This is a genomic window from Micromonospora sp. NPDC051227 (assembly GCF_044455385.1).
In the GTDB taxonomy this organism is placed as follows: Bacteria; Actinomycetota; Actinomycetes; order Mycobacteriales; family Micromonosporaceae; genus Micromonospora.
The window spans coordinates 106,772-119,351 of record NZ_JBITET010000002.1 but is presented as its reverse complement, the minus strand read 5'-3'; the positions used below and the strand labels follow the sequence as shown (position 1 = coordinate 119,351).

General features: G+C 69.3%; 7 protein-coding genes. 2 read left to right on the top strand and 5 right to left on the bottom strand.

The window, feature by feature from the left end:
* Positions 1 to 23: 23 nt before the first annotated feature.
* Both ACIA47_RS04735 and ACIA47_RS04730 read left to right on the top strand, forming a co-directional pair.
* On the top strand, positions 24 to 1,946 hold the full coding sequence (locus ACIA47_RS04735) for a trypsin-like peptidase domain-containing protein (RefSeq protein WP_396705527.1): 1,923 nt from the start codon (positions 24 to 26) through the stop codon (positions 1,944 to 1,946).
* A gap of 68 nt (positions 1,947 to 2,014) precedes the next feature.
* Positions 2,015 to 4,120, top strand: coding sequence for a sialate O-acetylesterase (locus tag ACIA47_RS04730; RefSeq protein WP_396705525.1), 2,106 nt, complete (start codon positions 2,015 to 2,017; stop codon positions 4,118 to 4,120).
* On the opposite strand, the gene ACIA47_RS04725 is transcribed toward ACIA47_RS04730, so the two are convergent.
* From ACIA47_RS04725 to ACIA47_RS04705, 5 genes are all read right to left on the bottom strand, one after another.
* Complete coding sequence (locus ACIA47_RS04725; protein WP_396705523.1) at positions 4,117 to 7,572, bottom strand: acyltransferase family protein; 3,456 nt, start codon at positions 7,570 to 7,572, stop codon at positions 4,117 to 4,119. The two genes, ACIA47_RS04730 and ACIA47_RS04725, sit on opposite strands and share 4 nt — an antisense overlap.
* 1 nt (position 7,573) lies before the next feature.
* Positions 7,574 to 8,935: a polysaccharide biosynthesis C-terminal domain-containing protein gene (locus tag ACIA47_RS04720; protein WP_203117909.1), complete on the bottom strand. Its 1,362-nt coding sequence runs from the start codon at positions 8,933 to 8,935 to the stop codon at positions 7,574 to 7,576.
* Positions 8,932 to 9,999: a glycosyltransferase gene (locus ACIA47_RS04715; RefSeq protein WP_203117911.1), complete on the bottom strand. Its 1,068-nt coding sequence runs from the start codon at positions 9,997 to 9,999 to the stop codon at positions 8,932 to 8,934. The genes ACIA47_RS04720 and ACIA47_RS04715 overlap by 4 nt, the downstream gene beginning before the upstream one ends.
* Positions 9,999 to 10,964 carry a glycosyltransferase family 2 protein gene (locus ACIA47_RS04710; protein WP_396705520.1) on the bottom strand — a complete coding sequence of 322 codons (966 nt, stop codon included), beginning with the start codon at positions 10,962 to 10,964 and terminating at the stop codon, positions 9,999 to 10,001. The genes ACIA47_RS04715 and ACIA47_RS04710 overlap by 1 nt, the downstream gene beginning before the upstream one ends.
* Before the next feature lie 91 nt (positions 10,965 to 11,055).
* Positions 11,056 to 12,453, bottom strand: a complete 1,398-nt coding sequence (locus tag ACIA47_RS04705; protein ID WP_396705518.1) for a sugar transferase — start codon at positions 12,451 to 12,453, stop codon at positions 11,056 to 11,058.
* Positions 12,454 to 12,580: the final 127 nt, after the last annotated feature.

Sequence of the window (12,580 nt, the reverse complement as noted above, 5' to 3'; positions counted from 1 at the left end):
GGGCGTCGAGCGGAGGAGTGCCAATGCAGCCGGAGGGCCCATACCGGTTTACCCACATGTTGGGCGGATCGCCGGTGGGTAAGGCATGGGCCGCGATCGATGGGCAGGGACGTTTCGCTACCGTGGCGGTGCTGGATGCCGCTGTGGCCGCCGACGTCAAGTGGCGACAATCGTTCGTCAGCGTGGCGAACGCTCTCGCCCAGTCGAGCGACGGGCCCGCGTTCGCGTACGCGGACTTCTCCGCAGCGAGCCCGTGGGTCGCGTATCCCGCTGAAGCTGGGCCTGGAGCGGTGCGACTGTTCCAGGCCCTCGGCGTCGAGTACCAGGCAGTTGACGTCGCACCGCAGCCCGTATCGGGTCTGCCGCATCCTGTGTCGGGTGTGCCGCAGCCCGTGTCGGGTGTGCCGCAGCCCGTCTCCGGGGGCCCGCCAGCGCCGTGGGCCATCCACGGCAACCCGATCCCTGGCCAGGTGGCCGACTCGACCACCCAGCCCGTCTCGGCTGCCCCAGCGTCGCCCGCTGGCGAAACGGCCTCCGCGCACACGGTTCAGATGCCAGCTGTCCAAGCCGGCATGCAGAGCGAGCTGCCCACGCACGATCCGTTCGCCGCGCCCGTCCGTCGGATCAAGCCGTCCGCGCCACCCAAGCGGCGCACCGGGCTGTGGGCCGCGCTCTCCGCGCTGGCCGTGGTTGTGGTCGTGGGAGGTGGAGTGGGCATCTGGGCGGTGACGTCCGACGACCCCTCAGATCCAGTGCCCACGCCCCCGGTGACGTCCACTGCCTTCCCGGGGGAGGCGCAGGCGCTTCCTGGCCTGAAACCCTGGGCAGAGGCCGCCCTGCGTAGCCCCGAGGAACGGGCGTTGGCGGTGGCTGGACCGTCCATGGTGTTCCTTGAAGCAGTCTTCACCGGGTACCTCCGAAACAAGACCGACAACGCGCTGCTGCGCGAGGGCCCGGTCACCGTCAGCCGGCGCTGCAGCGGGTTCGTCATCAACCACGGCGGATACGTCCTCAGTAACGGGATCTGCCTGCAACCGCCGCCCGAGATCCTGCTCGGCGGTGCCCTGAACACAGTGGCCAATGTGCTGGTTTCGGAGGGACGACTCGCCGCGAAGGACGTGGCTGCCTTCGTCAGGGACCGAGTGAAGACCTCGGCCTTCACCGGCATGGGTGCGGCCGATCAGCCGGAGTTGAAGCTGTATGGACAGCTCAACCTCGCCAAGGGTGACGTGACGGCGGCCCCAGCGGTGAGTGGCGCGGTGGTGCGGACACTTCCCGTCGAAGCGGGCAACCTCACACTGGTCAAGCTCGCACAGGAGAATCTACCGACCGCTGAGCTGAATCCGTCTGCCGTCGTCGCCCCGGACACCTCTGTCATGCTCCTCGGCTACGACACCACGGATACCACCTACCGGTCCGCCGAATACAGCGTGGAAACCAAAACGGTGACCGTCACCGGGGTGGACGATCGCTCGGCACTAACTGTCTACCGCGTCAACGAGGACTTGGGGCCGTACTCGAAGGGCGGCGTAGCGATCGACCCGAGTGGACGCATCATCGGCATGGTGGATTCCGACCTGCTGCGAACGGACAAGGCCAACCGCATCCTCGTGCCCGTCTCCACAATGGTGGGTCTGCTCGGTGCCGCGGGAATCGGCAACGATCTCGGCCCGGCCGACAAGGTCTATCGCAGCGGGCTGGAGGCGTACTTCGCCGGCGACGATTCGACCGCCGCGGCACGCTTCGACGAGGCGGCCAGGTCGTCGCCGACCAATCTGCTGGCCCAGTCCTATCGCGAGGCAGCCATGGCGAGCGGTCGGAACGGTGGCACGTCGGACCGGCCCGCATGGGCGGTGCCGTTGCTCGCCGGTGCCGGCGGGGCCCTGGCCGTCGGGCTCGTGGTGCTCGTGGTGCTTGTGCTCGGGCGCCGTAGAGGCAGCTACTAGGAGGTCCACGGTTGCCCGGTCCCATTCCCGTACTGGGCCGTCTTTGGTCGGTGCCTCGCCTCGCCTGGGTGGCTGCCGGTGTTGTCGGGTTGCTGGTGGCAGTCGTCGTCGCGATTGGCTGGGCACCGTCGCACAGCGGCCGGCCCACCGCCGCCTGGTCGGCGCCGGAGTTCGACGACGCGCAGCGACCGGTGACGCCAATCGACGACACCGCCTGCTCCGCCAATGCCGGCGGCATGGCCGGGTTCCTCCCAGTTAGTGCCGTCGACCTACCCGAACGAGGGGACGGTCGGCCCCCGGCCCCCGTCTTCGACAGATCCGCTACCATCACCGGCGGATTCGACCGGGTCGGCTACTGCCTCGAACTGGACCGCCCACCCGGCCGACAGTGGGTATGGACGGCAATGGCACCCTTCACCGACGACGTACACCGGCTGGGCCTGCCCAACCGATCTGACCCGATCGTCCGGCAGCGCGTCGCCGACCTGGAAGTCGCCACGAACGTCCCCGGCCTCACCACCGGGACCGGGCTCACCGGCTATCTGGAGATATGGCCCAACAGCTATCGTCCTATCGCCTCCCGCCAGATCCCCGCCGCCTCGACTCAGCAGTACGACGCCGACGACGATCCCCAGATCGCCGACTTCTATGGCTCATTCCAGGTGCATCGGGTGGCCGCAAACCGGCCAGCCGCCGAGGTGCCACAGACGATCCTGGCCGTCAACGGCTTCACCCAACGGGGCCGGCCGCTCTCCCTCGGCATCGGATCGGCGCCGGCCGGTAGCTCCGACTGGACCTTCGCCGACAACGCAGGTGCGTTCGGGCAGCGGCGCCTGACCGTGTATGCCCGCCCAGCTCTCCTCGCCGTCGATCAACATCCTGCGGATCGGCAGTTGTACCAGCGAGACGAAGCAGGCGGCGCGACGGTGCTGGTGGCCGGGCGGGCCGTGAACGCTCAGGCCGTCGCAGTGCGGATGAAGGTCGTCAGCGGTTCCGAAGCCTGGGAGGAGAGCGCGGTGATCCGTCCCGGTGGCGCTTTCTCACTCCGCCACCGGATCTCCGCAGCGCTGCGTACGTACCGGTTCGACCTCTACGTGCTCGGCGATGGTGTGCACCGTCGCGTCGCCCGGTGGGAGGGTGTCGTTACCGGCGACGTGTACGTGATCCAGGGCCAGTCGAACGCGGTTGCGGCTGCCTACCGCGGATCATCAGGGGAGGAGGAACACGAGTTCATTCGCAGTTTTGGTTCGTCGACCCCGGACCCGAGCTTCTCGGCGGCCGAGCGGAGTTGGAACTACGCGGTTTCCGACATCATCCTGCAACCTGGGTCGGTGGGTCAGTGGGGGATCCGGACAGCACGGCGGCTGGTAGACGCCTACCAGGTGCCGGTGGCCATCCTCAACGGTGGTTTCGCCGGAAAGACGGTGTCGTACTTCCAACGCAGCGACGTCGACCCCGCGGACGTACGTACCAACTACGGTCGGCTGCGCCAGCGTCTCCTTGCCGCAGGCCTGTTCGGCCAGATCCGGGCGGTCTTCTGGTACCAGGGCGAGGCTGACCGGAACGACGCCGCTGGGCACGTGGTCGGTTTCACGAACCTGCTGCGTAACTGGCGTGCCGAGTTGGGGACGGACAGCCGCTACTACGTCTTCCAAGTACGGACGTCACCCTGCGATGACAGCTCGCCTGGCCCGCTCCGAGAGGCCCAGCGGCGGATGGCGGACACGCTGGGGGTGACGGTGCTGTCCACCAGCGGCCTTGCCGGCCGAGAGAACTGCCACTTCGCGTGGGAGAAGGGTTACCGGGAACTCGGTGATCAGGTCTTTGCGACGGTGGCTCGTGATCTTTACGGGGGTGCGGGCGCCGGTGTGGCGGCGCCGAACCCCCGGTCGGCGGCATTCGTCGACGGCCGTACCCGGGTCGTCATTCAGCTCCGCGACAACGACCGGCTCACCGTCAACCCCGGGGCCGCGGCCGACTTCCGAATCACCCGCAGCGGGGTTGCGGTCAGCAGCGTGGAGTACCGCGACGGTGGCCAGTTGGAGCTGACGCTCACCGGCCCTGCATCCCCCACGAGCGGCGTCAGCTATCTGGGCCGGACCGCGCCGGGGATCGTCACTGGTGTCGGGGCCGGCCTGCTGGCCTTCCAGGACCTGCCGATCGGTGATGCCTAGCCGCCGGGCAAGGCGGCGGGGGCCGTCAGCGCCTTGGCCAGCAAGGGCCGCAGAGCTGCCGTCAACAGAGGCGCGATGCTGCGGGCGTACTCGCTGGTGATGTGCGACGCGTCCCGCCGTACGACCACGCCGTTCACGAACGCGGGACAACGATCGTCAGGGGCGCAGAACCAGGACCGTGTCTTCACGTACGCGGATCCCGGTTCGCTCCAGACGCGTTCGTCGGCCTCCGCGTACGACTGCCACAGCGCCGGAATCTTCGCCACGCAGTCCTTCGGGCTGGAGAAGCGGGTGGCACAAGCGGTCGGGTTCATCGCCGGAGGCGGGGGCTGAAGGGCAACCACCTCGCCAGCGGGTGAAAGCCACTCCCTGGCCTTCCTGGCCGATGCCTCCCAGATGGGCAGCGAGGGCTTCCCGCCCTCTGCCTGCAGCCGCTGTGCGTAGGTGTTGGTCACGATGACCAGCGCCGGCTTCACGTCGGCGATGAACGACCGCACGATCTCCTTGTGGGCCGGGCAGGCCCGGGTGATGCTGTCGTCGTCGGCGATTGTCGTCGTCGACAGCAGCGGGCAGCCGACGTAGGTCATCGGGTGGACCGTCCAGCCCTGCGGCTCCAGCGCAGCCCGGATGGCTGGCAGCCACGCGACGGCGGTCGAGTCGCCGACCACCACGGCCAGGCGTCGTGGATCGACGTTGACAGCGGAACAGTCGCGGCCGCGCGGCGTGGCCGGTCCGCAACCCTGGGAGTCCTGCCGGGCGAAGCCCTGCCGACCCACCTCGGACAGGGCGGGGGTGACTGGTGGCCATTCTTTCGCCCGCAACGCCTCCTTGACCTCGGCGGCCAGTGCGGTCTCGCTCGTGAAGGCGGCGGGGTTCGGTGCGGGCGGACGGGATCCGGGGCCGAAGGCGACCACGGTGACCAGGACCACGCCTGCGGTGACGGCCGCGACCGGCGCGCCCCACAAGAGGCCACGCACCCGGGAGCGGGGACGGCCCGGTTCTCGCGGCTTGCTGTCCAGCCACGAGGAGCGCCGGATCGGGTCCTCCAGGAGGTGGTACGAGGCGACGGACAACAGAGCGGTGCCGGCGAGCACGACGAGTTGCGTCTTGGTGCTCTCTGCCGGCAGCACCGCGCCGATCAGGACGATCAGTGGGAAGTGCCAGAGGTAGAGGGAGTAGGAAATATCGCCGACGTACCGTGACGCGGGATTCGTGAGCGGAAACATTCGCGGCGCGCCGCCGGCACCGCCTGCCACAACCAACACCGCGGCGAGCACCGGCAGCACCGCACCCGGGACCGGGAATGGTGTCTGAGGCCCCACGAGGAAGAGGGAGGCGATCAGACCCACGAGACCGACCCACTGCATGGCGAGCCGGACCCGGGCCGGTAGAGCCGCCCACCGGTGTGCCGTCAGCGCGATGAGCCCACCCACCGCCAGTTCCCAGGCGCGGGAGAAGGTCGAGTAGTACGCGTCGGTGGGGGCATGTCCGGTCTGCCACAGGCCGAAGGCGACTGAGGCGAGGGCTAGCACCGTCATGATGCCGCCGAGCACCCACAGTGCCTTCGGTGCGGTCCAGCGGAGCCGTTGGGCGGCGAAGCCGAGAACCAGTGTGATCAGGACCGGCCAGACGAAGTAGAACTGCTCCTCGACCGAGAGCGACCAGTAGTGCCGTAGCGGCGACACTGGCCCGTCCGCTTGGAAGTAGTCGGTGCCGGCGGCGGCGAAGCGCCAGTTGGCCGAGAAGAGGCCGGCGGCCAGGGCATCCCAGGCTGTCGAGCGCAGGCGCTCGCCGATGAACAGCAGTGACGCCGCCAGATAGGTGGTGACAAGAACCAACAGCGCCAGCGGAAGGATCCGCCGGATCCGGCGTCGATAGAAGTCCGTGAAGGAGATCCTGCCGGTCCGCTGGTGTTCCTTGAGCAGGAGGCCGCTGATGAGAAACCCAGAGATGACAAAGAAGACGTCGACTCCGACGAAGCCGCCAGCCGGCCAGTGGAAGACGTGATCGGCGATCACTACGACGACGGCGAAGGCTCGGAGCCCTTGAATATCCGGACGGAAACTGGAAACCGCGACCGTCGCACCAGCTGGCATGGACGTCCCGGTGCTGGCCGGTGGTGCCGCGGTGGCATGATCCCGCCCCGTCAGCCGCTTGAGGTTGGCGAGCAGGCCTGGTCGGTCCACCAGGTCCACCGGTCCCGGCGCCGAGGTGCGGGCCGAGGATACGGACACCGAAGCGGTCAGCATCAGCAGCATGGCGATCCAGGTCAGCCCGTCAGCCGACAGCGGATTCCACACGACTTCGGTGAACGAGTAGATGACAAAGAGGACGAGTGGGGTCTTTGCGGAGAAGGCCCGCCCGTCGACGACTGGTCGGTGCAGCAACGCAGCCAACCAGAGGCCCCACAATGTCAGCGCGACGAAGCCCCCGGAGAAGATGGCCAAGACATAGCCGGAGTGGAAGAAGTGATGCGGCGCCTCGCCGATGTCCCGGAGGTAGTACCACTTCGAGACCCCGACGCCGGTAACCTCCGACCCTGCAATGTAGTCGCGAACGTGGACCCAGATGTTGCCACGGTTGCTCAGGGTGGTCTTGGACGCGCTCCAGGTCAGGTAGGTGGCCGCTCCCACGGCGCCGACGACCAAGGCAACGCAGAACGCGAAGTTGATCTGCGGGTACGCACGCCGTCGCTCGAGGAGCGAAGCGCCGAGCAACCATCCGCCCACCGCTGCGAGGGCCAGGAAACTGGTCCGGGATCCGGTGGCAATGATGATCAGCAGGCAGAACGCCACAGCGGACCACCGCTCCCAGCGACGCAGGCCGCAGACCGCCGCCACCGCGGTGAAAGAGGCGATCATGGCAACGTAGTTCTCAGAGTCGTAGAAACTCTTGAACAGTGCCCCGGCCAGCGAACACTTCTCCAACTGCCCGCCGGTGCAGGTTCGCCACGACTGCTCGTACAGGGCGGTCGGGATGGCCAGCAGCGCCAGGACCGCCAGCCCGGTGTAGGCCACCGCCCGGACATTCACTGCGGTGCGGGCAGCCATCAACCAGATGGCGAGCAGCACTAGCGCGGCGGCCGAGTAAGCCGGCAACCGAGAATCGTAGAACCCGTCACCGGTGAGGGCGTCGACGCCGGCCGACCAGGCCAGCAGAGCGCCGGCCATCGCGATCGAGATCCGCAGCCACACGTCGGAAGGGCCGCGCAGAACCGCACGGCCGGAGAGCACCAGCCAGGCCAGCAGAGCGATCAGCAACACGCCGATCAGCGCCGAGCTCCTGTCGCCGACGAGCGCGGGCGCCGCGTTGGTGAGCACGGCGAACCCGACCAGAGCGACAGCTGTCGCACTGTCGCCGAAGGCGGCGGCGATGTTCCGCGGGACTCGGACCAACCACAGGGCTACCGCGACGCCACCGACGGTCAGCAGGACACCGAAGATGGTGGTCACGTCAGACCCTTTCTCGGTCAGCTGCCGATGCCGCCTCAGCATCGGCCTCGTGGGGCGGGTCGCGTCGCAGGGCAGCGACGAGGCACCCCCACAGCAGGACGGCGAGCAGAGCGTCGCACACCAGACTCGACACGACCGCACCCTGCCACCCGTACGCCGGAATCAGCCAGACGTTCAGGCCGGCGTTGACCACGCCTACCGCAATCTGGGCTACCGTCCGGCGTCCCTGCATCCGGGCACCGGACAGGGTATCGGCGGCGAGGTAGTGGATCGCCTTCAGTACCAGCAGCGCGCTCAGGCCCTGCAGGGCAAGGGTCGCGGCCTCGTATTCGGGACCGAAGACCACTGGCATCATCCAGGCGAACGCGACGAGAAGGAGGGATGCCGGCACGCTGAACGCCAGGTAGCGCGGCAGCAGCTTGCGCGTGAGCCGCAGTGCGGCTCGAGGGCCGTTTCGCCCGGCCTCGAAGAAGTTGGGGTACGCGACAGCCGCCATCGACCGGGCGGGCGTGTACGCGAAGTCGACAACGCGGTACGCCGCGGCGTAGATGGCCGCGCTCTCCGTGGTCCCCAGCTTGGAGAGCATCACCTTGTCGAGATCGTTGTACACGGTCTGAGCGGACAGACCCACGGCGAACAGCATGCCGGTTCGCGCCTGCGCCAACGATCCCCGGACTTCCAGCGGAGTCCGACCTGCCCCTCGTAGGCCACCCAGAACCACTGCCACGCACACCACCGTTGACAGCAGCACCGAGGTCACGGCCCAGGCGTGCAGGGTGACCGGTCCGGCCGCCGCGGCCAGCGCGATGACCCCGACCAACCGGGCGACCTGCAGCAACGCGGGAATGACGGAGGCGAGCAGGATCCGGCCCCGGGCCTGGACGGAGGCGGCCACGGCCTCGATGAGGCGCCAGGCCACCAGATCGGCGAAGGCCAGACAGAAGAGGTCGATCAGGCTCGCCTGGGCACCCCAGATCAGCGCGCCCGCCGCAGCGACAAGCACTGTCGCACCAGCCCCGAAGACCACCGACAGCAGCAGCCCTCGGGCCAGGTGTCGGGCCCACTCGGCGGGCGCGTCGGCGTGACTCTGGAAGATCAGGCTCGGTGCCCCGGCCGACGCGAACGGCGAGATGACCGCCACCAAGGCCGTGATGCCGACGAAGAGGCCGTACGTGTCGATGGGCATTTCCCGCGCCAGCAGCACGAAGAGTGCTCCCTGGGCGAGAGTCCGCAGCAGGGTTCCCACGAAGAATCTGCCGGACTTGCGCAGGAAGGCGTCACCCCGGCGAGGCGCCCGGTGACGTGGTGATGCGCTGCGGTCCGGCTCGCCCACGAGGTCGACCGCTCCTTGGGCGAGGGTCATCGTCGTACCGCCTGCACCCATTGTCGGCTGATCCCGGCCGGATCGAAGGCGACCGAGCGGGCGTGCCAGGCCTTCTCGAACTCGACGGGCCCGGGCCGCCCGAAACCCGTCAGGTGCCTGATCGCCTCGGCGAGGGCGGTCGAGGTCGGGGCCGTCGTCAGCACGCCCGGTACCAGGTCCGGCACCATCTCGTCGACGGCGGACACCGGCATCGCGGCGACGGGCAGTCCCACTTCGGCCGCCTCCACGAGGCTGAAACCGAAGGTCTCCGCCAGCGACGGGTGAACGAGCAGGTCGGCGTCGGCCAGCAACCCGCGGACGTCGGGGATCCGGCCGAGGAAGGTCACCCGATCCGCCAGGCCGCGCTCGCGCGCCCGGGTCTCCAGCAGTGTCCGCTCCTCGCCGTCTCCGGCAAGCGTCAGGTGGTAGGCGGTGGGTAGTTCCGCGAGGGCGTCGATCGCGCACAGGTGGTTCTTCAGGGGGCGGAGTGCGCCGGTGGTGACCAGCCGGATCCGCGCCGGGTCGGCGATCGGCCGGGGCGGGACGAACGGCGCGGTCGGCACCGGATTGGGGATCGTGACGACGCGTGACCCGGAGTGGAGATTGCGCACCGTCCGGGCCACCCCGTCGGACACGGCCACGACGAGCCGTGGCCGGAGAGCACCGAACCCGGACGCGCGGGCGAGCATCCGCACCCGACGGTCGGCCCTCATTCGCTCGGGCAGCAGCGAGTGCTCCCAGGCGATGAACGTCCGAGATGAGCCAGCCAGAGCCGCCCCGACGGGCACGCTGCCCCACAAACCGCTGGCGACGACCTCCACGTCCGGCGGCAGGCTCCGCAACCGGCGGCGCAGCGGGGGGACAGCTTCCACCAGGCGGGTGAGCCGCGACCCGAGGTCCAGGGTGTCGACACGGAGATCGTCGAGCCCCTGCGGGACTCCCCGGGACAGTACGGTCGCGGACACCTCCACGCCGTGACGTGCGAGCCCACGCATCACCAGGACTGCGGCGCGCTCCATGCCGTAGTACGGCTCGAGCTGCGGCAGTACGAAGTGCAGACGCATCAGTGTGGCCGTTCGGTATCAAGCGGTCGAGTGGGGCTGCTGGGGGCCTTCGACTTGCGCATGGCGACCCGCTCCAGGGTCGACCGGGGTACGAGCCCGAGCGCCGCCAGCACCGCGTTCCGGGCGGACGGAGGTGAGTTGCGACGGATCGCCCGCACCATCTCCCGCACGCCCTCCCGGTCCCGGGCCTGGAGAGCGTAGCGGAGGGTCTGGGCCGCGATGAAGTCCGAGAAGGTCCCCGGCGCCCACACTCCCTCCCAGCGCTGCGCCCAGTGCCACGAGGTACGCCAGTCGGCGCCGGCCGAGATCGACCCGGGGCTGCCCACCGTGTAGACGGCCGTCGCCTCCTCCACCTGGACGATCTTCACCCGAGGCAGCCGGGCGACCCTGACCAGCCAGTCCCAGTCCTGGTGTCGGGGGAGCGTCTCGTCCCAGCGGCACTCGGTCGCCAACTCGTACGTGGTCAGGAGCGTCGACGTGGGCAGCGACTGCCGGCCGATGCCGAGGTGACGGCGGCGGAACAGGTAGTCCTCGGGCAGCATGCCGTCGGGGATCACCTCGGCGGGGGCCGGTGCCGGCAGCGGCTCGGCGCCGTCCTTGCGTTGCAGGATCCGGGATGACACGACGGGGCGGAACCCGGCCGCCGCGACCCGCTCGAGCGCGGGCACCTGTGCCGCCAGCTTCGTCGGCAGCCAGGTGTCGTCGTCGTCGAGGAACGCGACGTGGCTGCCCGGGATGGCGTGGGTGACTCCGAGGTTGCGGGCGTACGACCCGCGCCGGCCGCCGCCGGTGCAGACCACCCGGTCGATGTGCTGTCCCAGGTTCCGCACCGTCTGCGGCACCTCCGGGGTGTCGCAGACGACCACGATGTGCACGGATGCGCCCCGCTGGGAGCGGGCGGACAGCACCGCGTCGGCGATGCTGGGGCGGCCCGTGGTGGGGATCACGACGGATACGTTCGGCATTGCGTTCTCCATGCGTTGGGGGTACGACCGGCACACGGCCGCCGGGCACGGCCGTTGGCCGTACCCGGCGGTGTGCCGGTGCGTGGGCGGATCAGCGACCGCCGGCGCGGAACACCTCGGTCACCGTACGGAGCACCACTTTGACGTCGAGCCAGAGGGACCAGTTCTCGATGTAGAAGTTGTCGAAGCGGGCCCGGTCGGAGATCGGGGTGTCGCCGCGCAACCCGCTGACCTGCGCCAAGCCGGTGAGCCCGACCGGGACGCGGTGGCGCATCGCGTACTGGGGGTATTCGGCCGAGAACTTCTCGACGAAGTAGGGACGCTCGGGTCGGGGGCCGACCACGCTCATGTCGCCACGGAGGATGTTCCAGAGCTGCGGGAGCTCGTCGAGGGAGGTCCGGCGCATGATCCGACCGATCGGCCCCACCCGCCGGTCGTTGGCGATGGACCAGTTGGTCTGCGACTCGTGCTCGTCGACGGGGCGCATGGACCGGAACTTGATGATGTTGAAAGGTCGGCCGTGCCGACCGATGCGCTCCTGGTAGAAGAAGATGCCGGGGCCGCCGTCAATGAGCGTGGCGACCGCGCAGATGAGGAGCACCGGGCTCAGTAGGAGCAGCGCCACCGAGGCGAAGGCGATGTCCGAGGCGCGCTTGAGCGCGGACTGCGGGCCGGAGAGGGTGATGTCGCCGATGCTGACGACCGGGACCGCGCCGATGTGGTCGCCGTGCGAACGGGACCCCCAGAGAGGGGTGGCCGCCCACAGGTCGCACTCTGCCGTGCGTGGCCGTGCCAGGATCTCCATGAGGGAGGTCTCGGAGCAGTTCGCGTCCGCGACGATCACCACGTCGCACTCGCGCAGCCGTACGAGGCTGTCGAGGTCGTCGAGGGATCCGATCAGCGGCAGCGCCGACAGGCCGTCCGGGGTGTCGACACAACCCACGAAGCGCAGGCCGTACTGGGGGTAGCGGCGCAGGAGCCGGGCGAGTTCCACGGCGGTGGGGCCACTGCCGACGATGATGGTGTTGTGCTCGACCCACCGACGCTTGCGGGCGAGGATGGCGAATTCGCGGGTGACAGCCCGCCCGAGGATGACCAGCCCTGCCGACGCGGCGACACCGCGGGTGAAGCTGAAGACGTACTCGGCGGATTCGTGGCGCATCGCCGCGACGATGGCGACCGCGGACGCCGCGGCCAACAGACGCCCGCAGAGGCTCGGCACCTCGTCGAGGAAGCTCACGTGCCGTCGTGCCCGGTAGAGGCCGCCGCTGGCGAAGACGATCACGGTCAGGACCGTCATGGCCAGGGTGCCGCGCCAGTACTGTTGAGTGACCAGCAGCGGCGTCAGCAGTGCCAGGACGTCGACCGGCGCGGTCATCATCCAGGCCCGCAGCCACCGGGTCCGGGTCGAGGCGCGCGAGCCGGCGTAGGGCAGGACAGCGGTCGTGTCCAGGCCGGCGCGAGGCTCGTGCTTTTCAGGCGCAGCCACAGGCGCAGGCGCAGGCGCCGGCGGGGCCGAGCGCCGGTCGGCGGGCGACGGCAAGGCCGGAGTCTGGTGACCGGAAGTCTGGTGACCGGGAGGCTGGTAGCCGGATGTCTGATAACCGGGAGGCTGG

What these genes read in the sequence shown, in the direction of transcription:
- ACIA47_RS04720 (WP_203117909.1), bottom strand. Translation starts at nt 8,935, where the DNA reads ATGACCCTCGCCCAAGGAGCGGTCGACCTCGTGGGCGAGCCGGACCGC.
- ACIA47_RS04715 (WP_203117911.1), bottom strand. Translation starts at nt 9,999, where the DNA reads ATGCGTCTGCACTTCGTACTGCCGCAGCTCGAGCCGTACTACGGCATG.
- ACIA47_RS04735 (WP_396705527.1), top strand. Translation starts at nt 24, where the DNA reads ATGCAGCCGGAGGGCCCATACCGGTTTACCCACATGTTGGGCGGATCG.
- ACIA47_RS04710 (WP_396705520.1), bottom strand. Translation starts at nt 10,964, where the DNA reads ATGCCGAACGTATCCGTCGTGATCCCCACCACGGGCCGCCCCAGCATC.